The organism is Enterobacter sp. EC_50, assembly GCF_019584525.1.
Lineage (GTDB): Bacteria > Pseudomonadota > Gammaproteobacteria > Enterobacterales > Enterobacteriaceae > Enterobacter > Enterobacter roggenkampii.
The window spans coordinates 164852-190337 of sequence record NZ_VDAF01000002.1; the positions used below are offsets into that span (position 1 = coordinate 164852).

Here is a 25486-nt window from a genome sequence, read left to right on the forward strand (position 1 = left end):
TCATGACGACACCGGATAAGCAAACCTTTCGCGACGCCATGGCCTGCGTTGGCGCGGCGGTGAACATCATCACCACCGACGGCCCGGCGGGGCTGGCAGGCTTCACCGCCAGCGCGGTGTGCAGCGTTACGGATTCACCACCCACCCTGCTGGTGTGCCTGAACCGCGGCGCGTCCGTCTGGCCGACGTTCAGCGAAAACCGCACCCTTTGCGTGAATACCCTCAGCGCCGGACAGGAGCCGCTCTCAAACCTGTTTGGCGGCAAAACGCCCATGGAAGAACGCTTCGCCGCCGCCCGCTGGCAGACGGGCGACACCGGATGTCCGCGTCTGGAGGATGCGCTGGCCTCGTTTGACTGCCGCATCAGCCAGGTGGTGAGCGTCGGCACCCATGACATTTTGTTCTGCGACATCGTTTCGATTATTCGCCACCCGGCGCCGCAAGGGCTGGTGTGGTTTGACCGCGGCTACCACGCGCTAATGCGACCCGCCTGTTAAGGCGCTCTAAGGAGAAAGACCATGTTCGGATTTCCCCACTGGCAGTTGAAATCGACCTCCACAGAAGCTGGCGTGGTCGCGCCGGATGAACGCCTCCCGCTCGGGCAGACGATGGTGATGGGCGTCCAGCACGCGGTCGCCATGTTTGGGGCCACGGTGCTAATGCCGATGCTGATGGGACTCGATCCCAACCTCTCGATTCTGATGTCCGGTATCGGCACCCTGCTGTTCTTTTTTGTCACCGGCGGGCGCGTGCCCAGCTATCTGGGATCCAGCGCCGCCTTTGTCGGCGTGGTGATCGCCACCACCGGGTTTAACGGCCAGGGAATCAACCCCAACCTGAGCGTGGCCCTCGGCGGCATCATCGCCTGCGGTCTGGTGTATACCCTGATTGGTCTGGTGGTGATGAAGATCGGCACGCGCTGGATCGAACGCATGATGCCCCCCGTCGTCACCGGCGCGGTAGTAATGGCGATCGGTCTGAACCTTGCGCCGATTGCGGTGAAAAGCGTCTCCGGCTCGCCCTTTGAAAGCTGGATGGCCGTCGTGACCGTGCTGTGCATCGGTCTGGTGGCGGTCTTTACGCGGGGCATGATCCAGCGGCTGCTGATCCTGGTCGGGTTGATTGTCGCCTGTCTGGTATATGCCCTGCTGGCGAACGTTTTTGGTCTCGGCAAGCCGGTTGATTTTACGCTGCTGCATCAGGCCGCCTGGTTCGGCCTGCCGCAGATCACCTCCCCCACCTTTAACACCCAGGCGATGATGCTTATCGCCCCCGTCGCCGTTATCCTGGTGGCGGAAAACCTGGGCCACCTGAAGGCGGTCGCGGGAATGACCGGACGCAGCATGGACCCGTACATGGGCCGCGCGTTCGTCGGCGACGGGCTGGCGACCATGCTCTCCGGTTCCGTGGGCGGCAGCGGCGTTACCACCTATGCCGAGAATATCGGCGTGATGGCGGTGACCAAAGTCTATTCGACGCTGGTCTTCGTGGCGGCGGCGGTGATGGCGATGCTGCTCGGCTTCTCGCCGAAATTCGGCGCGCTGATCCATACCATTCCGTCACCGGTCATCGGCGGGGCATCAATCGTGGTGTTTGGGCTGATCGCCGTGGCCGGGGCGCGCATCTGGGTGCAGCATCGCGTCGACCTTAGTCAGAATGGCAACCTGATTATGGTGGCGGTCACGCTGGTGCTGGGCGCGGGCGATTTTGCCCTGACGCTGGGCGGGTTTACGATCGGCGGGATTGGCACGGCGACCTTCGGCGCGATCCTGCTTAACGCCCTGCTGAGCCGCCGGATGGCCGCTGCGCCGCAGGGCGAGGTGGTGCGTCAGGAGTCGTGAAATCTGAATGTCGGGTGACGGCGATGCCTTACCCGACCTTTATGTTCGCTAAGAACACCTTTATGTCAGGCAATCACGCCTGCTCAAACAGTCGTTCGATAGATTTTGTAGGAAAGAAAAGAGAATGGCTGTTTTCATCCGTCAGCGGAATAAAGCCCTGCTTCAGATAAAATTGTTTTGCCTGGTCGTTGAGTGCATCAACAAATATTCCGTGTACGCCCACCGCCTGCGATGCCAGATAGACAACCCGCATGGCATGCGTGACGAGCGTCGTTCCCCACTCCAGCCCCTGTAAGTCTTTATGTATCGCCAGACGTCCCAGCGTTACGCTCGGTACGTTGCTATAAGGGATCCGACGCTGCTGAGTCTTAGAAGGCAGCATCGCTTTTTCAAAGCAACTACCAGACAACGTGTAATAGCCCAGGACTCGCGGACCATCGCGATCTTTAAGCAAATAGCCTCGTAAAATACGCCCATTGTGCTGACGCACCAGATGTTCTGTGAGGAAGACATTTAGCGAGGGTTCACCACAATCGAAGTCCCTGAAATCATAATTTTTTCCCTCTGAAAACATTTCGATCGTGAGATTGTCCACGACGCTTCACTCCATGTTTCGAAGACGTTTCGCCGCTCGCTTCAGGCGTTCATTTGGCTCTGGTGGATTGTCGATGGCATCCATCACCGCATTCCAGGATGCTTCGTTTAATACGAGACGGCGGTGCTGCTCGATGACTTCCGCTGCCCGCTCTGATGCACTGTTCACCATAAACTGGGTGATCGTTTGATTCGTCATCGCTGCCGCTTCTTCAATCATTGTTTTGTCTTCGTCCGTTAAGCGAAGATCGATACGCTGTTTTTTCAGTGCTGGCATGGTTTACTTCACCGTGTACGGTATTTATCCGTACACATCGTAGATAAACCCGTCTGTTTTTTCAATCTAAACCTTCTTCAGCAGTCATGTCGCTCACCGGGTTCCGACGCTTTCTGAGCTTCAACTCGCTCACCAGCACCCCGGCGACAATAAACGCCGCGCCCACAAGGGCCAGCAGCGGCAGACGTTCCCCGGCGAGTCGCCCGAAAATGCCCGCCCAGACCGGCTCGCCGGTGTAGATGACCGTTGCCCGCGTTGGCGATACGCTGCGCTGCGCCCAGTTCATGGTGACCTAGATAATGGCGCTGAAGATACCGAGCCCCAGCGCCACCACGACCAGGCCGGTAGACATCGGCGGCACAGACTCCCCTGCCGGCACCATCGTCGCAAAGGCCACCAGCGAGGCCGTGGCGAGCTGCACCACCGTCACCCGCTTAACGTCGACCTTGCCCGCCCAGGCGCTGATCAGAATAATCTCCGCCGCAATGGCAATCGCCCCAATCAGGGTAATGATCTCGCCCGGCCCCAGCGCCAGAAGATTGTTTTCCGGCCCGGCCAGTAAGATCAGGCCGATAAACGCCAGCACGATGCCAATACAGGACATCAGACCCGGCAGCCGCCCCAGGCACAGCCATTGCAGTAGCGGCACCAGCGGCACATACATGGCAGTGATAAACGCGGATTTGCTGCTGGAGATGGTCTGCAATCCCCACGTCTGCAGGCTGTAGCCCATGGCTATCGCTACCCCAATCGCCACGCCCGCCTTAAGCTCTTTCAGCGTCAGACCCCGCAGCGTTTTAAGGGATATTAGCCCCACGGCTAACGCCGCCGTCGCAAAGCGAAGGCCGACAAAGAAGAACGGATCGCTGAGGGTCACCGCGTACTGAACGGCCAGAAACGTCCCGCCCCAAAACATGGTGATGAGAATGAGGATGGCTTCCTGTGGTTTTACGGAGAATTTAAAGCGTGAGACAGACATGCGGCACCAGCAAATGAGAACAATTCTGTAGTGTGCGTTGCCTTTGGTTACAGTTCAATGTTGCAGAAATAAAAAAACCGCCGGGGGAAACCCGGCGGCAGGGAGTCAACCCGGCGAATTACTTATTACCGCCATGGCTGTTTTTCCCCCCTTTCTTGCCAGCCTCAGATGCGCGCTGAGGGTCATTTTTAAAATTACCCCCGCTATGCTGGCCACCTTTACGGCCTGCTTCTGATGCTCTTTCACGGTCTTCTGCGAAATTACCTGAACCACCACGATGGTTTGCCATCTCTAACCTCCAGAGTGTGAAACATTAGACATCATATTGCATTCAGTAAAAGAGGATTCTTTCACCTCGCGGCTCAAGGACAACGCCTTTATCTGTGCCGCGTGAAACTAAGCTTAGTGGAATGAGGTTATCCGGCAAGCCGAAGGTAATATCCTGCAACATGATCTCAGTCTTTCGGGTGAGATGACGCGGCGGTAATTCATAAGCCTTTCTTATCATTTTAAAAATCCGCACCGGGAAAGTTGTATCATTTTGCTACAAAGCCATTTTTCTCCTCATGTTGTTATAAATCAAATAAATGGCGTTCATTTTTGCAGTCTGGCTGTGATGACATATCTTTAAAAGAGCGCAGCGATCCGCTGTCAGAGAAACCAACGAGGAGTGAAGCAAAATGGCAAAAGTTCTGGTGCTCTATTATTCCATGTATGGACACATTGAAACCATGGCTCACGCGGTAGCAGAAGGTGCAAACAGGGTTGACGGCGTTGAGGTTGTGGTGAAACGCGTACCGGAAACCATGCAGGCGGAAGCCTTCGCGAAAGCCGGGGGAAAAACACAAAACGCCCCGGTCGCCACCCCGCAGGAGCTGGCGGATTATGATGCCATTATCTTCGGCACCCCAACCCGCTTCGGCAATATGTCAGGCCAGATGCGCACCTTCCTCGATCAAACCGGCGGACTTTGGGCATCCGGGGCGCTCTACGGCAAACTCGCCAGCGTATTTAGCTCTACCGGCACCGGCGGCGGTCAGGAGCAGACGATTACCTCAACCTGGACTACCCTTGCTCATCACGGGATGGTGATTGTGCCAATTGGCTACGGCGCGCAGGAGCTGTTTGATATTTCCCAGGTGCGCGGCGGTACGCCGTACGGTGCAACCACCATTGCCGGTGGGGATGGTTCACGCCAGCCAAGCAATGAAGAACTGTCTATCGCCCGCTATCAGGGTGAATACGTCGCGGGTCTGGCCAAAAAACTCAACGGCTAACACCCAACAGGAGGACAAGCATGCCAACTCAAGAATCCAAAGCTCACCACGTGGGCGAATGGGCAAGTTTACGTAATACCTCTCCGGAGATTGCCGAAGCTATCTTTGAAGTCGCGAAATACGATGAAAAGCTGGCCGAGCAGATTTGGGAAGAAGGCAACGATGAAGTGCTGGTGCGCGCCTTCGAAAAAACGGACAAAGACTCGCTCTTCTGGGGTGAGCAAACCATCGAACGTAAAAACGTTTAAGCGTTTCCCCCCGCCATTACGCGGGGGGTTCTCCTTTACTTCGCCGCGTTATTCATCACCGCATTGAATTTATCAACAGGACAGAAGCCGTTCGCATCCACCGGGCAGCCCTTCAGCTCCAGCGTCACGCGCTGCGCCGGAGACTGCAGCGACAGCACGCTGGCGTTGCGCAGCTGCTCTGAGCTCTGATAGACATACTCAATTTTCATCAGCTCCTGGTTGGCATTTTTGTCATGCCAGCGCTGGAAGACAATGTTGCCGCCAATCGGGGTGCGCTCCTGCTGGTCGTGCAGCTGGTACGGTTTGAAATCGAGGGCGGTGAGCAGGGAAGCAATGTTCGAATCATGCCCCACCAGCAGGGTGATCTTAGGCGCTTTCGCCTGCTCGGTGACCAGCGTTTTATCGATATACTTCACCAGCGGTTTCGCCACGTTTTGCGCCACCTCGGTAGAGGTAAACAGCGAGTCCTGATAGCCGTTTTTCAGCTTCGACAGCACGCGCCACTGCTGGTCGGTTTTGATTTCGCCCCAGGCGACCTGGTCGGCCGGGAAGCCTTCGTAATACTGCAGCGTGAACGCGTCCACCAGCGAGTTGCCCACCTTCAGCGGCCCGGAAACGCCGGGCTCTTTTTCATAGTCGGCGCTGAAGGTATCTTTCGCGTCCGCCAGCGAGCAGACCTTTTTCTCTTTGCAGGACGGCGAGTCGGCGTAGTGGGTCATCTGCTCCAGCAGCTTGTAGCTTTCACCAAGCTGCATTTTCTGCCGCTCGGACTCCATCGCCTTGAGCGCTTTTTCGCGGAATTCCGGCGAGTTATCGGTAATCACCGGATTGAATGTCGGGTCCATGGTGCCCATTTTTTCCTGATGGTGCACGGGCACATCGCAGCCCGGGAACGCGCCGGTAATAAAGAACTGTGCGGTGGCGACGGTGCGCTGCAGGCTGTTAGCGTAAGCATAAACGCTATCCGCCGGTGGACATTCTCCCGTCTTCACCATCCCCTGCTGCGCCAGCCACTCGCGCATGTAGTGCCCCATATAGACCTCCAGCACGCCACCTTTGGTGGTGAGCTGGCCGCCCGGCACTTCCCACTCCGGCCACTGCTTCGGCGTGGACTGCTCCAGCACGCTGCCGTTATTGGCCAGCGGCGCGCGCAGGTTGTGACGGCTCATGATTAAAACTTGCTCCAGCTGATACCCTTCCGGCGTCTCTTGCGCCTGTACGCCAAACGTTGCTGAAATGGAACCGGCGACTGCCAGCGCGAGTAGTGCTTTTCTCATCCCTAATTCCTCACTCGTTTTAAAATGTCGCGTTCAGTGTGACAGGTTCGTCACAATTTTCCGGGAAGCATTTCTCAAACTGATGATTAACGTGCTTACGGAGTGTGCCAATTAGTTTTATAATAAAACCGCACCCCACCGGAGAATTCGCTGTGAAACGTACCCGCCTTGAAGAGAGCACCTGCCCCGTCGCCCGTTCGCTGGATATCATCGGCGACTGGTGGTCGCTGCTGATCGTTCGAGACGCGCTTCGCGGTATTAAACGCTTCGGCGAGTTTCAGAAAAGCCTCGGTATCGCGAAAAACATGCTGACCACGCGGCTCAAGCTGCTGGTGGAGGAAGGCATCCTCCGGCTTCAGCCCGCCTCCGACGGCAGCGCCTGGCAGGAATACGTCCTGACCGACAAGGGACGCGCCCTGCAAACCGTGCTGGTTGCCTTGTCCCAGTGGGGCAATGAATTTTTGTTCGCGGAAAACGAATGCGGCACCGTTCTCGTCGATAGCGAACAGCGCAAACCGCTGCGAAAACTGATGCTTATCGCCGACGACGGGCGCGAACTGACGCCTGAAGAGATCGTGGTCAAACTCCCCTCCTGAGCCCACCCGCCAGGCAAAAGCAAAAAAATCTCGCCAATGTGGTTGCATTATAAAACCAAATAACAGAGAGTTAATTCAGTTTCATATTGAAACCAAATAACCCACTTTGCCTGAGGTAATGCATTATGACTACGCAAATCACCACCGCCCTGATCACGGGTGCCTCTTCCGGAATCGGTGCCGTCTATGCCGATCGCCTTGCCGCGCGCGGTGCCAACCTGGTCCTGGTCGCCCGCCGCGAGGATCGGCTGAAAACCCTCGCCGCCGACCTGCGCGCGCGCTACGGCGTGGCCGTCGCTATACTGGTGGCCGATCTCAGCGATGAAGCCGGGATCCGCGCGGTGGAAGAGGAACTGCGCAGCAATACCGCCATTGATACGCTGGTTAACAACGCGGGCACCGCGCAGATGGCGCCGTTCCTCGCGGGCGAGGTGGCGCAGCATCAGGCCATCAATACCCTCAACACCACGGCGCTGATGCGGCTGACCTACGCCATTCTCCCGCGACTGGCGCGGAACAATCGCGGCACGCTGATCAATATCGCCTCGGTGTTATCGCTCCATGTCCGTGCGGGCAGCGCGCTCTACAGCGCCACCAAGGCCTGGGTACTGAGCTTTACCCGCGGACTGCAGGAAGAATTTGCCGACAGCAACGTGCGCATTCAGGCCGTGCTGCCCGCCGCGACCGCGACGGAGATCTGGAGCCATTCTGGCGTCACGGTGGACGATCTGCCGGAAGGATCGGTGATGACCACCGACGATATGGTGGATGCGTCACTGGCGGGTCTGGATCAGGGCGAACCGATCACCATCCCGCCGATGCATGACGTCAGCCTGTGGGACCGCTACGAAGCGGCGCGCCTCGAGCTGTTTAACAGCGCGCGCACCGGCATCCCGGCTCCGCGCTACGTAAAGCAGTAGCCTAACGCTCCAGCTGGTCGCCGTACTCGCTCATCCAGGCGGCCAGCGGCGAGAGCGCATCCTGCAGGGTTAACCCCAGCCCGGTAATCTGATACTCCACGCGCGGCGGGATCTCCGGGTAGACCGTCCGCGTCACCAGCCCGCGCTGTTCAAACAGTCGCAGCTGCTTCGTCAGCTCTTTCTGGGTGATGGGTGCAGCCGCCCGCAGCAAATCGCCAAAGCGGACAGGCGTGTTAATCACAATAAGACGATAAAGGATCGGGATTGCCCATTTGCCGGAAATCAGGTTTACAAACTGCGTCATCGGGCAGGTATAGGCCTCAGATTTTTTTTCACAGCACTCACCCAGCATTTCTGCCATAGCACACCTCTTGCCTCGTTAGTATCCATTTGGTACCTGGTTTCCTTTCGATACTAACGTTTCTATAGTGCTTTCTCCAGTGACATTTCAGGAGAAGAACATGGGTCGTTTAACCGATAAGTATACGTTGATTACCGGCGGCACCAGCGGCATCGGTCTTGCCACCGCGCAGGCGTTTATCGCCGAAGGCGCCCGCGTCGCCGTGACCGGACGCAACCCGGACACCCTCGCCGAAGCTGAGCGCATTCTGGGCGATAAGGCCTGGGTGATCCCGACCGATGCGGGCGATATCACCTCGCAAAAAGCGCTGGCGGAAACCCTCGCCGCCCGCTGGCCGCGCCTGGACGCGGTGTTTCTCAACGCCGGCGACGTGACGCACGCGCCGCTGGAAGCCTGGCAGGAAGAGGCCTGGGACCGTCTGATGAACATCAACCTGAAGGGGCCGTTCTTTTTAATCCAGGCGCTGCTGCCGCTGCTGAACAACCCGTCCTCGATAATCCTCTGCGGCTCCGTGAGCGCGCGCATCGGCCTGCCCACCAGCAGCGTGTATGCCGCGAGCAAGGCCGCCCTGCTGTCGCTGGCGCGCACGCTGTCGGCGGAGCTGCTGCCGCGCGGGATCCGCGTCAACGGCCTGAGCCCCGGTCCGGTGGAGACCCCGGCGTTTACGAAAACGGGCTTAAGCGACGAGGCGCTTAACGCGATGATGGCGGAAATCATCAAGCTGGTGCCGCTCGGCAGAATGGGCTCGACGACGGAGCTGGCAAAAGCCGCGCTCTATCTGGCCTCCGACGAGTCGAGCTACACGGTGGGAACGGAGCTGCTGGTGGACGGCGGCATGGGAAGTCTGTAATTCAAAAGGCGCTGATGCCGGTGACCGCGCCGACATACAGCGCCGCCCACGCGCAGGCGGAAAGCAGGCTGACGGCGTAGACTTTGACGGCGTTAAGCCTGAGCATACCCGCCGCCAGCGGCACGACATAACGCAACACCGCCAGAAAGCGCGACGTAAACAGGGCGATGACGCCGTTTTTTTGCAGCTGATGCTGAACCCGTAAAAACGTAGCGGCATGCTTCGCCGTAAAGCGCGCGACCAGTCGGGTGTGCCCCATCAGCTGGCCGATATGGTAATTCAGCATCGAACCTGCCGTCGCCCCCATCACCACGGCCAGCCACGCCAGCGCCGGGTGCATGCTCCCCTGGCTGACGGTAATGCCCGCCAGCAGCATCACCGACGCGGGCGGCAGCACGGAGGAGATCAGCACCGTCGATTTACTCAGCGCCATCAAAAATAACAGCGCGAAAAGATGTGCCGGATACAGCGCAAAATGATTCAGCAGATTATCAAGCCACGCCATTTTCCTCTCTCCCGTTAATTATTTAATCCTCCATTTAAAGTGAATTACCTTAAATAAACCCTCAACATTTTATTAATAATATTTATCTAAACCGTTCTTAAACATTATTTAATTTTCTGAGCGCTAAATTTAAACAGGCGTATTATCCCTCTCGTTTTACAACGATCTCGTTATGGCGAGGCTCCTGTACAAATACACGTTATCGCTCTGGTAGGTTCGAGAGAACCGGCACAGGGTAAAACAGGCACTGTCGAATCAAGGCTTTGTCAGTATAACTTCCCTTGCGGGATACGGTGTACAGTGCTGAACCCAGGACGTGGGGATCTCCTCTTCGACATGCCCTGTCTTGCTCGCCCCTGAGAGATGTTATTATTCAAAGGGAATTCACTATGTCTTACGCTATTCACAACCAAAACCTGGCATTCAATGACAGCGCGGTCGCGCAATATATGAATACCGATTTTATCGTCCTCGATATTGCATTATGCGTGGCGCTGGCGCGCGAGCAATTCTTCAAAAAATTAAAAGACGATGATATTCCGTCGCATATTTTTATTGAAGACAATGGACGCCTTGCGGGGATGGTTGCCGTGCGCAAGCTGCTACAGACCACAGATACCGTACAGCCAATTAAAAGCCTGATGATTTCGCAGTTTTTGCAGGTCAAACCGGAGGATGAACGTGCCGATGTTGCAGGGCTGCTGGCGCACGGCGACGCAGATGTCGTGCCCGTGGTGACCCACGGCAAACTCGTCGGCTGCCTGACCGAGCGGGAAATTGCCCATCTGCTGGAAGATGACGTCACCGAAGATGCCCAGCTTCAGGGGGCGACGCTGCCGCTGGAGAAGCCCTATCTGGAAACCAGCGCCTTCAGCCTGTGGAAGAAACGCTCCGTCTGGCTGCTGCTGCTGTTTGTCGCCGAAGCCTACACCAGCTCGGTCATTCAGCATTTTGAAGAGGCGCTTGAGTCCGCCATCGCGCTGGCGTTCTTTATTCCGCTGCTGATCGGCACGGGCGGCAACAGCGGGACGCAGATAACCTCCACGCTGGTGCGCGCCATGGCGCTGGGTGAAGTTCATCTGCGCGACGTGGGCCGCGTGCTGCGCAAAGAGATGACCACCTCGCTGATGATTGCCGTGACGCTCGGCATTGCCGGGTGCATTCGAGCCTGGATGATGGGGATCGGGCTGGAGATTACGCTCATCGTCAGCCTGACGCTGGTGTGCATTACGCTGTGGAGTGCGATTGTCTCGTCCGTCATTCCGATGGTGCTCAAGCGCTGCGGCATTGACCCGGCGGTCGTCTCCGCGCCGTTTATCGCGACGCTGATCGACGGTACCGGGCTGATTATCTACTTTAAGATCGCGCAATATACGCTGGGGCTGGAGTGATGTGATTCCTTGCCGGGTGGCGCTGCCGCTTACCCGGCCTACCCATCCCGTAGGCCCGTGCAAGCGCAGCGCCGCCGGGCAACAATCAGATCGCACCAAGCGCTCTCACCGCCTGCCCAAATGCCTCAATCGCCAGGGCAACATCCTCAGCCATCACCGATTCCGCCGGATGGTGGCTTATCCCGCCCTTACAGCGCACAAACAGCATCCCCACCGGCCAGCGTTCCGCCAGGGCGATGGTGTCATGCCCGGCGCCGCTGGGCAGGGATAACGAGCGCCCCTGCACCGATTCAACCGCGTCGCCCAGCAGGCGCTGCAAACGCGCATCGCACGGCGTGGCGGCGATCCGGTAAAACTCCTCGGCGCTGAAGCTCAGCCCGCGACGAGCGGCAATCGCCTGCGCCTGCGCCAGCAGCTCAGCGAGCAGCGCGTCCAGCGGGGCATCCTGCGGGCCGCGAATATCCAGCGAGAGCGCAACCTCACCGGGGATGACGTTGACCGCGCCGGGCAGGCAGCGCAGTTCTCCGACCGTTGCCACCCGGTTGCCGCCCTGCTGCCGGGTGGTGTTTTCAATCAGCACCATCCACTCGGCGGCGGCGGCCAGAGCATCCTTACGATGGTTCATCGGCACGGTACCGGCGTGCCCGGCCTCGCCGGTGAAGCGGCAGTTGAGGCGGCGCGCGCCGTTGATGGCTTCCACCACGCCCAGCGCCAGCCCTTCCTGCTCCAGACACGGTCCCTGTTCGATATGCAGTTCCAGACAGGCGCTGAAATCCTCCTGATGGCGTGCCGCGAGCGCCACGCGAGTGGGATCGAGCCCCGCCTGCACCATCGCCTGCGCCACGCTGATGCCCTGGGCATCGCACGTCTCCAGCCAGCCCTGCGGCCAGGTTCCCGTCAGACCACGGCTGCCCAGCAGGGTGATACCAAAACGGGTTCCCTCTTCGTCGCCAAAGCCGACAATCTCGATGGCCTGCGCCAGATGCCGCCCCTGCTGGTGCAGGCTATCCACCACTTCGATGGCGGTGAGCACCCCGAGCATGCCGTCGTAGCGCCCGGCGTTGCGTACGGTGTCCAGATGCGAGCCGAGCAGCACCGCCTGCGCCCCCTCCTGCGCGCCCTCGTAGCGTCCACAGATATTGCCCACGCTGTCCTGCCAGACGGTCATGCCCGCCTGGCGCATCCACTCCCCAACCAGTTGGTTGGCCTGGAGATGCTGCGTGGAGAGATAGACCCGCGTCAGGCCGTCCGGGGTTTCGCTGATGGCGGCCAGCGCGTCGGCGCGCGCCATCACCCGCTCTGCCGCCGGGCTCATTGCGGCGTCTCGCGACGATAGTGGTCCCACGCGGCCTGCATGGCGGCCCCCTGGGTGGTGGTGAATTTGAGGTAGTTCAGCACCGACTCCAGCGCGCTCAGGGTGGTCATCACGCAGTCCTTGCGCGCATTGTAGCCCATGGTGCCAATGCGCCACACTTTGCCGTGCAGCGGGCCAAACGAGGTGCCGATTTCAATCCCGAAATCCTCCAGCATCAGCTTACGCACCTGGTCGCCGTTGATCCCCTGCGGGATGACCACGCCCAGCACGTTGTTCATCTTGTGCTTCAGGTCGCCGAAGGTCTCCAGCCCCATCGCCTGAATGCCCTTCAGCAGCGCATCGCCGTGCAGCCTGTGGCGCGCGATGCCGTTATCCAGCCCCTCCTGCAGGATCAGCCGCGCGCATTCGCGAGCGCCAAACAGCGCGGTAGTTGCTTCGGTGTGGTGGTTCAGCCGCTCCGGCCCCCAGTAGTCCATCACCATGCCGAGATCGAAGTAGTTGGAGTAGATCATCTCCTCGTCGCCGTCGCGGTGGGCGTCGGTGCGAATACCCTCCTCCACGCACTTGCGGCGGCGGATTGCCTCTTCCATCCGCTCGCTCAGGGTGATCGGCGACGTGCCGGACGGGCCGCCGAGGCACTTCTGCATCCCGGCCGAGACGGCATCCAGCCCCCAGGCGTCGGTCTCCAGCGCGTTACCGCCGAGCGACGCGGTGGCATCGGTGTAAAACAGCACGTCGTAGCGGCGGCAGATCGCGCCAAGCTCGGCGAGCGGCTGCAGCATGGTGGTGGAGGTGTCGCCCTGCACGGTTAGCAGCAGGCGCGGACGAATACGCTTAATCGCATCCTCCACCTGGTCCGGGGTAAACACCTCGCCCCACGGTACTTCGATGGTATGCACCTCCGCGCGGCAGCGGCGGGCAATTTCGCACAGCAGGTGACCAAAGCGGCCAAACACCGGCACCAGCACCTTATCGCCCGGGCGAATGGCGGAGACCAGAATGGCTTCAATCCCCGCGCGGGAGGTGCCGTTCACCAGCATCGTCCAGCGGTTTTCGGTGCGGAACACGCCGCGATAGAGCGCCATCACCTCGTTCATGTAGTGGGTCATGGCCGGATCGTACTGGCCGATCAGCTGGCTCGACATGGCGCGCAGCACGCGCGGGTCGGCGTTGATCGGGCCCGGCCCCATCAGCAGGCGCTGCGGCGGGTTGATTTGCGGAAAGTGTGCGATATCCATTGTTCAGTCCTTATCAGTTGAGGCCGCGCACGGAGGAGATGAACTGCTTCAGTTCCGTGGTCTGCGGGTTGGCGAACAGCGTTTTGCTGTCGCCCTGCTCCCAGACTTTCCCCTGGTGCATAAACACCACGCGGTCGCCCACTTCGCGGGCAAAATTCATTTCATGGGTAACCAGTATGAGCGTCATCCCCTCGGCCGCCAGCTGCTCCAGCACCTTGAGCACTTCGCCCACCAGCTCCGGGTCGAGCGCGGAGGTGATCTCGTCGCAGAGTAACACTTTCGGCGACATGGCCAGCGCCCGGGCAATGGCCACGCGCTGCTGCTGGCCGCCGGAGAGGCTCGACGGGTAGTAATCCAGACGATCGCCAAGCCCCACTTTCTCCAGCATGCGCTGGGCCAATTCGCGGCATTCGGCGGCGCTTTTCTTCAGCACCCGACGCGGGGCGAGCATCACGTTTTCCAGCGCCGTCATGTGCGGGAACAGGTTGAAGCTCTGGAACACCATCCCCACCGAGCGGCTGATTTCGCGCGCCTGGGAATCCCGGTCGGTAATGGTCATGCCGCCCAGCTTGATGCTGCCGTCCTGATAGCCTTCCAGGCCGTTGATGCAGCGCAGGAGCGTGCTTTTGCCCGATCCGCTGCGCCCGATGATGGAGATCACCTGGCCCATGTCGATATCCAGATCGACGCCCTTGAGCACGTGGTTATTACCGTAGTACTTCTGCACCTGATTAATGGTGATGAGAGGCATTGAATTTCGTCTCCAGATAGCGGCTGTAGCGCGACAGCGGATAACACAGAATAAAGTAGCCCAGCGCCACCAGCGCAAAGACCTTAAACGGCTGATAGGTCACGTTGGTCAGCATGGTCCCGGCCTTGGTCAGCTCGACAAAGCCGATGATCGACGCCAGCGCGGTGCCTTTGATCACCTGCACGGCAAAGCCGACCGTCGGCGCAATGCCGATGCGCAGCGCCTGCGGAGCGACCACGCGAAACAGGGTCTGTCCAAAGGTCAGCCCCAGACAGCGCGACGCTTCCCACTGCCCCTTCGGCAGCGCGCGAATGCTGCCGTACCAGATATCGAGCAGAAACGCGCTGGTGTAAAACGTCAGCGCCAGCGAGGCGGCGGTCCACGGCGAGACGTCGATGCCGAACAGCGCCACGCCGAAGAAGGCCAGGAACAGCTGCATCAGCAGCGGCGTGCCCTGAAACAGCTCAATATAGCCGCGGATGATGCGCTTCACCGTGCGCCCGCCGGTGAGGCGCAGCAGCAGGAGCGGCAGCGTTACCGCCGCCCCGCCGACAAACGCCACCAGCGACAGCAGCACCGTCCAGCGCCCGGCCAGCAGCAGGTTGCGAATAATGTCCCAGTCGGTAAAGGTGGTCATCATGCCTGCACCCCCAGCCATTTGCGTCCTGCCGCCATCATCAGCTGGCGCAGGGTAATCGACAGCGCCAGGTAAATGCCGGTTGTCACCAGATAAACCTCAAAGCTCAAAAACGTTCTGGACTGGATCAGGTTGGCGGCGAAGGTCAGCTCTTCATACGAGACCTGCGACACCACCGACGAGCCGAGCATCACGATGATGCACTGGCTCACCAGCGCCGGGTAAATGCGCTGCAGCGCGGGCGGCAGCACCACGCGAATAAAGGTCTGCAGGCGGGTCAGCCCCAGCACGCGCCCGGCCTCCCACTGCCCTTTCGGCGTGACCTGAATGCCCGCGCGGATAATTTCGGTGCTGTAGGCGCCCAGGTTGACCACCATGGCCAATAGCGCCGCTTCCCCCGCCGTCATCTTCAGCCCGAGATTCGGCAGACCGAAGACGATGAAAAACAGCTGCACCACAAACGGCGTGTTGCGGATGATTTCCACGTACGCGCCCCAGATCCGGCTGTACCAGGTGGTGCGTCCGCTGCGGATCGCCGCCCCGAAAATTCCGATTGCCAGCCCGCCGACGGTCGCCATCACCGTCAGCTGAATGGTGACCCACAATCCCGCCAGCAGCGCCGGCCAGTGCGGCCAGAGGGCTGAAAAATCAAGTTGCTCCGTCATCGGCTCAGGCGCCAAGGTTTGCCGGCAGCGGGGCCTTCAGCCACTGCTCTGACAGGCCGTTCAGCGTGCCGTCCTTGATGCCCTGCTCAATCAGCGCGTCCACTTTTGCCTTCAGGGCCGGTTCGTTTTTCTTCAGGCCAATAAAGCACGGCGAGTCTTTCAGCATAAAGCTCGGGACCGGGGCTTTATCCGCGTTCTGGCGCGAAATGGCCGCCACCACGAGGTTGCCGGTCGCCACGTACTGCACCTGGCCGGAGAGGTAGGCGGAGAGCGTGGTGTTGTTGTCTTCGTAGCGTTTCACGTCGGCATCTTTAGGCGCCAGGCCGGTCAGCACCATGTCCTCCACCGCCCCGCGCGTCACGCCGATGGTTTTTCCGCTCAGCGCGGCAGCGTCCTTCAGTTCAGCCCCTTTCGGGCCAAACACGCCGAGGAAGAACGGCGCGTAGGCGCGGCTGAAGTCGATCACCTTCTCGCGCTCCGGGTTTTTACCGAGGCTGGAAATGACCAGATCCACCTTGTCGGTTTGCAGGTACGGCACGCGGTTGGCGCTGGTCACCGGCACCAGCTGCAGCTTGAGCTTCATCTGTTTAGCGAGATAGCGCGCCATGTCGATGTCGTAGCCCTGCGGCTGCAGATCGGTTCCCACCGAGCCAAACGGCGGGAAGTCCTGCGGAACGGCAATGCGAATCGTGCCGCGCTTCTCAATATCCTGAAGCTGGTCAGCCTTTGCCGGCAGCTGCGTGAAGAGGCATGCGGCCCCGGCCAGTGCAATTAACAGTTTTTTCATGGTGCTTCCCCGTAACGTTAACATGAAACAAAAGATTCTTTGAAGGTGATTTTGCAACTAATGTGCCAGATAAGGCGAAGCGGGGAATTTTCTCTTAAAGCCTGATAAAACGCGGGCGGGGCGAAAACGCTCTCCATTTTCGCCCCGCCCTTATGCACCATTTTAATGCAAAGCACCAGCCTGATGCCCCATTATCGCTGTTCGAGTTCGTCCAGCTGCTGGTAGAGGGAGGCAATCTCGTGAATGCGCGGACGGCCTTTATCGAGGATCTCATGCAGGAAGGCGTTCGCCAGCAGGTTGATCAGACTGTTGACCGACGAATAGCTGTCATAGGCGGAGACGCTGTCCAGCGGGGTGCAGAGCTGCCAGCTCGCCAGCGGGAACAGGCTGTGGGCCTGCGGCTCGCACATCAGCAGCACCGGAATACCGCTGCTCTGAAGCTGCTGCAGCAGCGGGCGGATGATGCGCGGGCGACGGCGAAAGGCCATCATCACCACCAGATCGTCCGGCGTTAAGTCCACCAGCTCCTCGCTCAGGCTCTGCCCCGGCTGCGGCAGGACCAGCACCTGACCGCGCGCCTGCAGCAGCTGCTGGCGCAGATGAAGCGCCGCCGGATAGGCGTTACGCATGCCGATAATGACGATGCGCCGCGCCTTCACCATGCAGGCTATGGCGTCGGCAAACTGCTGCGCGTCGAGGGCATTGACCCACTGGGTCAGGTTCGCCATCTCCTGCTTATAGTGGCGCGCCAGCAGCGTGTTGCCCTGCACCGCATCGCGGTTATCGGTGAGCGGCATTCCGCTCTGGCGCAGGGTGCGCAGCTCGTCGCGCATGTCCTTATATTTCTCATAGCCCAGCCGCTTAAACAGACGGCTCACCGTGGCTTTCGACACCCCGCTCAGCTGCGCCAGCTCGGCGCTGTTGTAGCTAATCAGATCGTCAAAATGGTCGAATATAAAGTCCGCCACCCGCTGCTCCTGCGGCGACAGCGACGGGTATTGTGCTTTCAGACGTTCATCTAACTGTTCCATAGCGCCTCTGTAACTTTTGTTTCATTACATTGTACCTTTTTTGTATGTATTCATTATACGTGCCAGTTTACTGAAACTTTTCTTTCAGAACTGGAACAGCTTTTGCAGCACCTTGTGACTTTCAGGGTTACGAGGACGCTTCATGCAAAGTAATGTCTCCACGCACGGCATGGCCGTTGCGCCCCACCATCTTGCCAGCCAGAGCGCGCTGGCGGTGCTGCGCGAAGGCGGCAGCGCGATAGAGGCGATGGTCGCAGCAGCGGCCACCATCGCCGTGGTTTACCCGCATATGAACGGGCTGGGCGGCGATGGCTTCTGGCTTATCGTGCCGCCGGAAGGCGACCCCATCGCCATTGACGCCAGCGGCGCGGCAGGTTCGCGGGCAACGCTTGCCGCCTACGACGGGCTCGCGCATATCCCCCATCGCGGGCCCCGTGCGGCGCTGACCGTCGCCGGCACGGTAAGCGGCTGGGACGAGGCGCTGAAGCTCTCGCGTGAGATGACAGGCAAGGCGCTGCCGCTGGCCCGCCTGCTGGCCGACGCCATTGACTATGCGCAAACCGGCACGCCGGTCACGGCGTCTCAGGCTCACGCCACCGCCAGTAAATTTGAGGAGCTGAAGGACGTGCCGGGCTTTGCGGAAACCTGGCTGGTCGACGGTAAGCCGCCGCAGGTCGGGAGCCGGTTTTACCAGCCCGCCATGGCCACGACCCTGACGCGTCTGGCGGAAGAGGGTCTGGACAGCTTTTATCGCGGCCCGCTGGCGGAAGTCCTGGCGCACGGCATGGAGACGCTGGGTCTCCCCGTGACGCTGGCCGATCTCAACGCCCACGCGGCCCGGCGCACCACGCCGCTGAAGCTGGAGCATCAGCAGGGAGAGATCTTTAACCACGCCCCGCCAACGCAGGGGCTGGTCTCGCTGGCGATACTCGGCATCACCGACCGCCTGAACATGGCGGAGGCCGACGACGCCGACACCCTTCACCGCATCGTGGAAGCCACCAAGCTGGCCTTTGGCCTGCGCGATGCCCACATCACCGACCCGCGCGCGCTGAAAACCGATGTTCAGAAACTGCTGGATCCCGCCGCCCTGCAGGCGCTTGCCGACAGGGTTGACGACGGCCGCGCCGCGCCGTGGGGAACCGGAAAAGGCCCCGGCGATACGGTGTGGATGGGGGTGATGGACAGCAGCGGGCTTGCCGTGTCGTTTATCCAGAGCCTTTATCACGAGTTCGGCAGCGGCGTGGTGCTGCCCGATACCGGCATCGTCTGGCAGAACCGGGGCGCATCGTTCAGCCTCGATCCCGCCCATCTTCTGGCCCTCGCGCCGGGCAAACAGCCGTTCCACACCCTGAACCCGGCGGCGGCGCGTCTGAAGGACGGTCGCGTGATGGTCTACGGCTCGATGGGCGGCGACGGACAGCCGCAAACCCAGGCCGCGCTCTTTACCCGCTACGTTGTCCAGGGCGTCCCCCTGCAGGAGAGCATCACCCGCCCACGCTGGCTGCTGGGGCGCACCTGGGGGCAAACCTCAGACACCTTAAAGCTTGAAGGGCGTTTTTCACCCGAGACGGTCGCGCGCCTGCGGGCACTCGGCCACGAGGTGGAGCTATTCCCTGACTTTAGTGAAGCCATGGGCCACGCGGGCGCGATTGTTCGCCACCCCAACGGGCTGTTTGAAGGGGCATTTGACCCGCGCAGCAACGGCGCGGCCGCCGGATTCTGAGGAGAAAACAATGACGACACACCAACCCGACTGGCAGGCGTACCTGGCGCAGATGGAAACCGTACTCGGCGTGACGCTGGATGACGCCCGCCGGGCCGAGCTGCAGCTGCAGTTTAGCCGCATAGCCAGCATGGCCGCCCCGCTGATGGCGCTGCCGCTCGACGACCGTCTGGAGATTGCAGGAGTGTATAAAGCATGACGCTACACGAGATGAGTATCAGCGCTATTCAGCAGGCGCTGAGCGCTGGGGAGCTGAGCGCTCGCGAGATTGCCCGCCAGACGCTGGAGGCGATTGCGCGCGTGAATCCGCAGATCGGCGCCTGGACCGCCGTGACGGAAGCACGCATGCTCGCCGAGGCTGAGAACATCGACACCCTGCGGCGCGAAAAGCGCCCCCTGCCGCCGCTGGCGGGCGTGCCCTACGCGGTGAAAAACCTGTTCGACGTTGCCGGTCACACCACCCTCGCCGGGGCCGAGCTGTTCAGCCAGCGCCCCGCCGCGGCCGCCGACAGCTTCGCCGTGCGCCAGCTGCGCAGCGCGGGCGGGCTGCTGACCGGGATGGTCAATATGGACGCCTACGCCTACGGCTTTACCACCGAGAACAGCCACTACGGCGCAACGCGTAACCCGCACGATCTGACGCGTATTGCGGGCGGGTCGTCCGGCGGTTCAGCCGCCGCGGTGGCCGCCGGGCTGGTGCACTTTTCGCTCGGCACCGACACCAACGGCTCAATTCGCGTTCCGGCCTCCCTGTGCGGCATCTACGGCCTGAAGCCCACCTTTGGCCGCCTGTCGCGATCCGGCAGCCATCCGTTTGTCGCGAGCCTGGATCATATCGGGCCCTTTGCGCGCCGCGTATGCGACCTGGCGTCCGTGTACGACGCGCTGCAGGGCCGGGACACCAGCGACGGTTTTCAGGCAGAGAGCTCGCGGGAACAGACGCGCCCCCTGCTTGACCGCGGGCTTGACGGCCTGCGCTGCGCGGTGCTCGGCGGCTACTTCACCACCTGGTGCGACGCGGACGCCAGAGACGCCGTGGCGCGGGTGGCGAAGGCGCTCGACGTGCAGGATGAGCTTCAGTTTCCTGACGCCGAGCTGGCGCGTTCCGCGGCGTTTATCATCAGCGCCTCCGAGGGAGGAAATCAGTACCTGCCCGCGCTTCGCCGCGAGCCCGAGCGTTTTGAGCCGCACTCCCGCGAACGCCTGCTGGCCGGGGCGATGATCCCTTCCGCCTGGTACATTCAGGCCCAGCGGTTTCGCGCGCAGGCACGGCAGGCGTTTCACGCGCTGTTTGCACGGGCCGACGTGCTGATTGCCCCGGCAACGCCGCGCAGCGCCACGCGGATCGGCGAGCAGACCATGGAGATTAACGGTCAGCCGCTTCCCATCCGCGCCAGCATGGGGATGCTGACCCAGCCGATTTCGTTTTTAGGCCTGCCCGTGACCACCGTTCCGCTGCGCACCGCGCAGGGCGCGCCCATTGGCCTGCAGCTGATTGCCGCGCCGTTTAACGAGCAGGCCTGCCTGCGCGTCGCGCGGGTTCTGGAAGAGAGCGGCATCACCGATGCCCGCCCGGCGGAGATAGCAGCATGATGAATCACGATGACATTAACCTCCCGTGGGTGGTTGCCGAGGTGACGGCCGCGTTTTACCGCTATGAGGACGCGCTGGTGAGCAACAACGTTGCGGTGCTGGACGAGCTGTTCTGGCACGACAAAAACACGGTGCGGCTGGGGGCGGGTGAAAACCTGTACGGGATCGATGAAATCCGCGCCTTTCGTGCGGCGCGCCCCGCCGCCGGGCTGCAGCGGACGTTGCGCCACACCGTCATCACCACCTTCGGGGAGGATTATGCCGTATGCAGCACCGAATTTACCCGCGAGAGCACGGAACGCATTGGCCGCCAGCAGCAGACGTGGGTGCGGTTTGCCTACGGGTGGCGCATTGTGGCGGCGCAGGTGAGTTTGATGGTGTAACGCTGAAAAACCTGCCCGGTGGCGCTGCGCTTACCGGGCCTACGATGTTCCGTATGCCCTGTGGGCCCTGTAGGCCGGGTAAGGCGCAGCCGCCACCCGGCAAAACATCGCACACTTACTTCTGAAACGGATGCACTTCCCGCCAGTGGTCGGCAATCTGCTGGCGGGTACAGACCCACACCCGCTCGTGCTGCTGCACATAATCCAGGAACCGCTGCAGCGCCCGAAAACGCCCCGGTCGTCCCAGCAAGCGGCAGTGCATGCCTATGGACATCATCTTCGGCGCGCTTTCCCCCTCTTCGTACAGCACGTCAAAACTGTCCTTCAGGTACGTATAAAACTGCTCGGCGGTGTTAAATCCCTGCGCGGTCGCAAAGCGCATGTCGTTCGCATCCAGCGTATACGGCACGATCAGGTGCGGCTTGCGGGAGCCGTCGCTGCAGGCCACCTCCGTCCAGAAGGGCAAATCGTCGCCGTAGTAGTCGCTGTCGTAGTCAAAACCGCCATGCTCCACCACCAGCTGGCGCGTGTTGGGGCTGTCGCGCCCGGTGTACCAGCCGGTTGGCGGCTTGCCGAACAGGTCGGTCAGAACGTGCACCGCCTTGTGCAGGTGTTCGCGCTCCTGGCTGATGTCCATATTCTGATAGTGGATCCAGCGCCAGCCGTGGCTGACCACGTCGTAATCCGCCGCTTTGATCGCCTCCACAATCTCCGGGTGACGCGCCAGCGCCATCGCCACGCCAAAGACCGTCAGCGGCAGGCCGCGTTTCTGAAATTCATTGTGGATCCGCCAGAACCCGGCGCGGCTGCCGTATTCGTAGAGGGAGTCCATCGACATGTGTTTGTCCGGGTAGCTGGCCGCGCCGATGATGTCCGACAGGAACTGCTCGGATCCGGCATCGCCGTGCAGAACGTGGTTTTCCGCCCCTTCCTCATAGTTGAGCACAAACTGCACGGCGATGCGTGCCTGATTCGGCCACCGCGCGTGCGGCGGGTTGCCCGCGTAGCCGCGCAGATCCCGCGGATAATCCTGTTCGAAAAGCCCCATGCCACCCCCAAAATTTAAAATGGATTCAATGCCTGAAATTGTCCGCTTAACGCTTTGTTCTCCGGGAACGCCAGATCGCCGTGCTTGCTGGTCGACAGCCCCAGCGCCACCAGCGACTCCACCATCTTTACCGCCGCGCTGACGCCGTCGATCACCGGCACGCGCAGTTCGCGGGTCAGCTCCTGCGCCAGGGTCGCCATGCCGCCGCAGCCCAGCACGATGGCACCGCAGCCATCCTCTTGCAGCGCCTGTATACAGCGCGCGCGCACCTTCTCCTGCGCCAGACCGCTGCCGTCTTCCAGCGCCAGCACCGGGAGATCGATAGCGTGCAGCGCCGCGCAGTGGTCCTGAAAGCCATACTGGTGCAGCAGATGACGGGCAATGATCAGCGTGCGCGGCAGCGTGGTGACCACCGAAAAGCGCGTCGCGATCAGCGTCGCCATATGCATGGCGGCTTCCGCAATGCCCACCACCGGCCCCTGCGCCAGCTCGCGCGCCGCCAGCAGGCCCGGATCGCCAAAGCAGGCGATGACGTGACCGTGCACGCCCTGCTCTCTTCCGAGCTTGACCTGTTCAAGAACGCCCACGGCGGCGATGGCCTCATCGAAGTGGCCTTCTATAGACGGCACGCCCGCGCTCGGACAGACCGCGAGGATCTCCGTCCCCGGCGCCGCCACCGCGCGGGCCGCCGCGCCGATGGTTTCCGTCATGGCGAGGCTGGTGTTGGGGTTGATCACTTGTATACAGACAGACATTACGACTCCTTGTGGCCGGCAAACAGCCGGGCAAAATCAGGCAGGCACTCGCCCGCCCGCTCGAAGCAGAGGCTGGCGACGATATGTTCAAAATGGTGCATGAGGGCATCGCTTAGTGGCTCAAGCGCCTTCTGGCGCAGCAGATCCACCAGCTGTTCATGATCGTTGCAGCGGCATCCCTGACGCCACGGCGCGCCCCAGGTGGCGATCACCAGCGAAGAACGCTGGCTCAGGCCGGTCACCATCTCCGTGAGCACCTGGTTGCCGGAGATAGCCTGCAGCTGAATGTGGAAATTGGCGGAGTGGCGAATTGCCGCCGGACCGTCATAGGCCTCGTGCGCCTGCTGCTCCTGGCGAATAATGGCCTCCAGCGCGGCAAGGTGCGGCGGCTGGCAGTGCGCCAGCACGTCCGGCAGGTTGGCGACCTCCAGCAGCGCGCGGGTGCGGAAGATGTGCCGCGCCTCTTCCACCGTGGGGCTGGCGACGTGTGCACCACGCTTGGGCGTCAGGGTGACCATTTGCACAGCGGCGAGTCGTTGAAGCACCTTGCGGATGCCCGTGCGGCTCACGCCAAAGACCTCTGCCAGCGCCTCTTCCGGCAATTTGCTCCCCGGCAGCAGCTGGTGTTCGACAATCGCGGTCATCAGCGCCTGGAAGATGGTTTCGTCTTTGTCATGCAGGTCTGGCGCGGTCTGCAGGGCGTTTATGTTGTTCATTCACCACTCCGAATTTTACTTTCCGTTATCGAATCGTATACATAAAAATAAAATATTGCATACAAGATTTATTATTTTGGCCTGGATCCTGCAACACCGTTTGCACTCCCACTCAACGGGTTTTCATTCACAGGAGCAGGTTTCATGCCAAACAGTCAAAACGCGCAGCAGGGTACGGCCGCTGATTCCGGTGCGGTTTACAGCCCACGTCTTTGCAATGAGGATCTGGCACCGACGCGTGACCAGAACTGGAGCTGGTACAACATCTTTTCGTTCTGGATGTCGGACGTTCACAGCATGGGGGGTTATGTGGTCGCCGCGAGCTTCTTTACGCTCGGGCTGGCAAGCTGGCAGGTGCTGCTCTGCCTGCTGGTGGGGATTTGCATCGTGCAGCTGTGCGCCAACCTGGTGGCCAAACCGAGCCAGATGGCGGGCGTGCCCTATGCGGTGATCAGTCGACAGGCGTTCGGCGTGTTCGGGGCCAATATCCCGGCGGTGATCCGCGGGCTGATTGCCTTCGCGTGGTACGGGATTCAGACCTATCTCGCCGCCAACGCCCTGATGCTGGTGGCGCTGAAGTTCTGGCCATCGCTCTCTTCACTCACTACCGGCGCATTCCTGGGCCTGTCGCATCTGGGCTGGATCTGCTTTGCCATTATGTGGGTCCTGCAGGCGATGGTCTTCTGGCACGGCATGAGCGCCATCAAGCGCTTTATTGATATCGCCGGTCCGGCGGTCTATGTGGTGATGCTGGCCCTCGCCGGCTGGATTGTATACAAGACCGGTTTTGACGGGATCTCCTTTACCCTCGCCAGCAAATCCCTGAGCGCGGGCGAGCAGACCTGGCAGATGATCACCGCCACGGCGCTGGTGGTCTCCTACTTCTCCGGCCCGCTGCTCAACTTTGGCGACTTCTCCCGCTACGGCAAAAGCATGGGTGAGATCCGCCGCGGCAACCGCTGGGGGCTGCCGTTTAACTTCCTGCTGTTCTCCATCGTCACCGTGGTCATTGTCTCCGGCACCCAGTCGCTGTTTGGCCGCATGATCACCGATCCGATCGAAACCGTCAGCCGCGTGGGTAACGATCTGGCCGTGGCGATTGGCCTGCTGACGATGATCACCGCCACCATCGGGATCAACATCGTGGCGAACTTCGTCTCCCCGGCGTTTGATTTCTCTAACTGCTCGCCGCAGAAAATCAGCTTCCGCACCGGAGGCATGATTGCCGCCGTCGGCTCGATCCTGCTTACCCCGTGGAACCTGTTCAACTCGCCGGAGCTTATCCACTACACCCTGGACGTGCTCGGGGCGTTTATCGGCCCGCTGTTCGGCATTCTGATTGCCGACTTCTACCTGATTAAGCGCGGCAAGGTGTCGGTTGACGATCTGTTCGACGACACGCCAAAAGGCAAATACTGGTACCGCAACGGTTTCAACCCGAAAGCCATTGGCGCGCTGATCCCGTCCGTTGCCGTGGGCCTGGTCATTAGCTTTATCCCGGCCCTGCATGAGGTGGCAAACTTCAGCTGGTTTATTGGCGTCTTCCTCGGCGGCGTCACCTACCGCTGGCTGGCGCGGGAAGAGCGCGAGACGGCTGGCGCGACGTCGTTTGGCTCCCGCGTGGCGACGCAAAAAGAGTAACCCCTCCCCTCTGGCCGCAGCGTATCTGCGGCCCGTTCATTCTGGCACCGTTCTTGCTGAGCTTTCCCACCCCGCTACGCACAC

General features: G+C 60.8%; 28 protein-coding genes, 2 pseudogenes and 1 riboswitch. Of the genes and pseudogenes, 13 read left to right on the top strand and 17 right to left on the bottom strand.

The genetic code is table 11. From position 1 onward, the window contains the following. Positions 1-2: 2 nt before the first annotated feature. Both rutF and rutG read left to right on the top strand, forming a co-directional pair. A complete protein-coding gene (gene rutF / locus FHC48_RS02540; RefSeq protein ID WP_023292823.1) occupies positions 3-497 on the top strand; it encodes an NADH-dependent FMN reductase RutF in 495 nt (164 codons plus the stop codon). 21 nt (positions 498-518) lie between these two features. Next, a complete protein-coding gene (gene rutG, locus FHC48_RS02545) occupies positions 519-1841 on the top strand; it encodes a pyrimidine utilization transport protein G (protein WP_008499826.1) in 1323 nt (440 codons plus the stop codon). 73 nt (positions 1842-1914) lie between these two features. Here rutG and FHC48_RS02550 read toward each other — a convergent pair whose 3' ends face one another. From FHC48_RS02550 to FHC48_RS02565, 4 genes and pseudogenes are all read right to left on the bottom strand, one after another. Further along, positions 1915-2436: a GNAT family N-acetyltransferase gene (locus tag FHC48_RS02550; RefSeq protein WP_059363211.1), complete on the bottom strand. Its 522-nt coding sequence runs from the start codon at positions 2434-2436 to the stop codon at positions 1915-1917. Between the two features lie 6 nt (positions 2437-2442). Then, complete coding sequence (locus FHC48_RS02555) at positions 2443-2712, bottom strand: DUF1778 domain-containing protein (protein ID WP_008499829.1); 270 nt, start codon at positions 2710-2712, stop codon at positions 2443-2445. A 61-nt stretch (positions 2713-2773) separates the two neighbouring features. Next, a pseudogene (locus FHC48_RS02560) lies at positions 2774-3691 on the bottom strand (DMT family transporter). Between the two features lie 118 nt (positions 3692-3809). After that, positions 3810-3980 carry a general stress protein gene (locus FHC48_RS02565; protein ID WP_013097201.1) on the bottom strand — a complete coding sequence of 57 codons (171 nt, stop codon included), beginning with the start codon at positions 3978-3980 and terminating at the stop codon, positions 3810-3812. A 391-nt stretch (positions 3981-4371) separates the two neighbouring features. On the opposite strand from FHC48_RS02565, the gene wrbA reads away from it, so the two are divergent. Together wrbA and FHC48_RS02575 are read left to right on the top strand one after the other, a co-directional pair. Beyond that, entirely contained in the window at positions 4372-4968 is a 597-nt protein-coding gene (wrbA, locus tag FHC48_RS02570; protein ID WP_008499831.1) for an NAD(P)H:quinone oxidoreductase, read from the top strand. Positions 4969-4988: 20 nt separating this feature from the next. Beyond that, on the top strand, positions 4989-5216 hold the full coding sequence (locus FHC48_RS02575; protein WP_008499832.1) for a YccJ family protein: 228 nt from the start codon (positions 4989-4991) through the stop codon (positions 5214-5216). 35 nt (positions 5217-5251) lie between these two features. Here the strand turns inward: FHC48_RS02575 and agp are convergent, their stop codons facing one another. Continuing rightward, positions 5252-6493, bottom strand: a complete 1242-nt coding sequence (agp, locus tag FHC48_RS02580; RefSeq protein WP_059363210.1) for a bifunctional glucose-1-phosphatase/inositol phosphatase — start codon at positions 6491-6493, stop codon at positions 5252-5254. Between the two features lie 152 nt (positions 6494-6645). Here agp and FHC48_RS02585 point away from each other — a divergent pair, with 152 nt between their 5' ends. Continuing rightward, positions 6646-7089, top strand: coding sequence for a helix-turn-helix domain-containing protein (locus FHC48_RS02585; protein ID WP_220418746.1), 444 nt, complete (start codon positions 6646-6648; stop codon positions 7087-7089). Between the two features lie 125 nt (positions 7090-7214). Beyond that, positions 7215-8009, top strand: coding sequence for an SDR family oxidoreductase (locus FHC48_RS02590; protein WP_059363207.1), 795 nt, complete (start codon positions 7215-7217; stop codon positions 8007-8009). A 1-nt stretch (position 8010) separates the two neighbouring features. Here the strand turns inward: FHC48_RS02590 and FHC48_RS02595 are convergent, their stop codons facing one another. Beyond that, positions 8011-8370 (bottom strand): helix-turn-helix domain-containing protein, encoded by a 360-nt coding sequence (locus FHC48_RS02595; RefSeq protein ID WP_008499836.1) that lies wholly within the window; start codon positions 8368-8370, stop codon positions 8011-8013. A 100-nt stretch (positions 8371-8470) separates the two neighbouring features. Here FHC48_RS02595 and FHC48_RS02600 point away from each other — a divergent pair, with 100 nt between their 5' ends. Further along, positions 8471-9220, top strand: a complete 750-nt coding sequence (locus tag FHC48_RS02600; protein ID WP_021240816.1) for an SDR family oxidoreductase — start codon at positions 8471-8473, stop codon at positions 9218-9220. A 1-nt stretch (position 9221) separates the two neighbouring features. Here the strand turns inward: FHC48_RS02600 and FHC48_RS02605 are convergent, their stop codons facing one another. Next, complete coding sequence (locus tag FHC48_RS02605) at positions 9222-9725, bottom strand: DedA family protein (protein WP_059363204.1); 504 nt, start codon at positions 9723-9725, stop codon at positions 9222-9224. A gap of 159 nt (positions 9726-9884) precedes the next feature. Next, a riboswitch (M-box (ykoK) riboswitch) is annotated at positions 9885-10054 on the top strand. 60 nt (positions 10055-10114) lie between these two features. On the opposite strand from FHC48_RS02605, the gene FHC48_RS02610 reads away from it, so the two are divergent. Next, a complete protein-coding gene (locus FHC48_RS02610) occupies positions 10115-11116 on the top strand; it encodes a magnesium transporter (RefSeq protein ID WP_021240818.1) in 1002 nt (333 codons plus the stop codon). A gap of 85 nt (positions 11117-11201) precedes the next feature. Here the strand turns inward: FHC48_RS02610 and hpxK are convergent, their stop codons facing one another. From hpxK to hpxU, 7 genes are all read right to left on the bottom strand, one after another. Further along, positions 11202-12431, bottom strand: a complete 1230-nt coding sequence (gene hpxK / locus FHC48_RS02615) for an allantoate amidohydrolase (RefSeq protein WP_059363203.1) — start codon at positions 12429-12431, stop codon at positions 11202-11204. After that, positions 12428-13669 carry an alanine--glyoxylate aminotransferase family protein gene (locus FHC48_RS02620; protein ID WP_059363201.1) on the bottom strand — a complete coding sequence of 414 codons (1242 nt, stop codon included), beginning with the start codon at positions 13667-13669 and terminating at the stop codon, positions 12428-12430. The genes hpxK and FHC48_RS02620 overlap by 4 nt, the downstream gene beginning before the upstream one ends. Before the next feature lie 13 nt (positions 13670-13682). Then, the gene (locus tag FHC48_RS02625) at positions 13683-14420 is read right to left on the bottom strand and encodes an amino acid ABC transporter ATP-binding protein (protein WP_023292833.1); all 738 of its coding nucleotides are present in this window, start codon (positions 14418-14420) and stop codon (positions 13683-13685) included. Beyond that, positions 14401-15057, bottom strand: a complete 657-nt coding sequence (locus FHC48_RS02630; RefSeq protein WP_071530936.1) for an amino acid ABC transporter permease — start codon at positions 15055-15057, stop codon at positions 14401-14403. Before FHC48_RS02630 ends, FHC48_RS02625 begins: the two co-directional genes overlap by 20 nt. After that, on the bottom strand, positions 15057-15722 hold the full coding sequence (locus tag FHC48_RS02635; protein WP_059363221.1) for an amino acid ABC transporter permease: 666 nt from the start codon (positions 15720-15722) through the stop codon (positions 15057-15059). Before FHC48_RS02635 ends, FHC48_RS02630 begins: the two co-directional genes overlap by 1 nt. A gap of 4 nt (positions 15723-15726) precedes the next feature. Further along, complete coding sequence (locus tag FHC48_RS02640) at positions 15727-16509, bottom strand: transporter substrate-binding domain-containing protein (protein WP_023311064.1); 783 nt, start codon at positions 16507-16509, stop codon at positions 15727-15729. A 191-nt stretch (positions 16510-16700) separates the two neighbouring features. Continuing rightward, positions 16701-17540, bottom strand: coding sequence for a MurR/RpiR family transcriptional regulator HpxU (hpxU, locus tag FHC48_RS02645; protein WP_059363199.1), 840 nt, complete (start codon positions 17538-17540; stop codon positions 16701-16703). Between the two features lie 142 nt (positions 17541-17682). Here hpxU and hpxW point away from each other — a divergent pair, with 142 nt between their 5' ends. Genes hpxW through hpxZ form a run of 4 tightly spaced genes read left to right on the top strand, consistent with a single transcriptional unit; the run spans position 17683 to position 21242 of the window. After that, positions 17683-19266 (top strand): oxamate amidohydrolase, encoded by a 1584-nt coding sequence (gene hpxW, locus FHC48_RS02650; RefSeq protein WP_059363198.1) that lies wholly within the window; start codon positions 17683-17685, stop codon positions 19264-19266. A 10-nt stretch (positions 19267-19276) separates the two neighbouring features. Continuing rightward, positions 19277-19465, top strand: coding sequence for an oxalurate catabolism protein HpxX (gene hpxX / locus FHC48_RS02655; protein WP_008499849.1), 189 nt, complete (start codon positions 19277-19279; stop codon positions 19463-19465). Further along, entirely contained in the window at positions 19462-20859 is a 1398-nt protein-coding gene (locus FHC48_RS02660; RefSeq protein ID WP_059363197.1) for an AtzE family amidohydrolase, read from the top strand. The genes hpxX and FHC48_RS02660 overlap by 4 nt, the downstream gene beginning before the upstream one ends. Next, entirely contained in the window at positions 20856-21242 is a 387-nt protein-coding gene (hpxZ, locus tag FHC48_RS02665) for an oxalurate catabolism protein HpxZ (protein ID WP_008499851.1), read from the top strand. Before FHC48_RS02660 ends, hpxZ begins: the two co-directional genes overlap by 4 nt. Before the next feature lie 115 nt (positions 21243-21357). On the opposite strand, the gene puuE is transcribed toward hpxZ, so the two are convergent. From puuE to FHC48_RS02680, 3 genes and pseudogenes are all read right to left on the bottom strand, one after another. Next, positions 21358-22290, bottom strand: a complete 933-nt coding sequence (gene puuE, locus FHC48_RS02670) for an allantoinase PuuE (RefSeq protein ID WP_023343720.1) — start codon at positions 22288-22290, stop codon at positions 21358-21360. After that, positions 22175-23045, bottom strand: a pseudogene (gene hpxA / locus FHC48_RS02675) (allantoin racemase). The gene puuE and the pseudogene hpxA overlap by 116 nt, the downstream one beginning before the upstream one ends. Next, positions 23045-23761: a GntR family transcriptional regulator gene (locus FHC48_RS02680; RefSeq protein ID WP_021240830.1), complete on the bottom strand. Its 717-nt coding sequence runs from the start codon at positions 23759-23761 to the stop codon at positions 23045-23047. The pseudogene hpxA and the gene FHC48_RS02680 overlap by 1 nt, the downstream one beginning before the upstream one ends. Positions 23762-23905: 144 nt before the next feature. On the opposite strand from FHC48_RS02680, the gene FHC48_RS02685 reads away from it, so the two are divergent. Beyond that, positions 23906-25402, top strand: coding sequence for an NCS1 family nucleobase:cation symporter-1 (locus FHC48_RS02685; RefSeq protein ID WP_008499855.1), 1497 nt, complete (start codon positions 23906-23908; stop codon positions 25400-25402). The last annotated feature ends 84 nt before the right edge of the window (positions 25403-25486 follow it).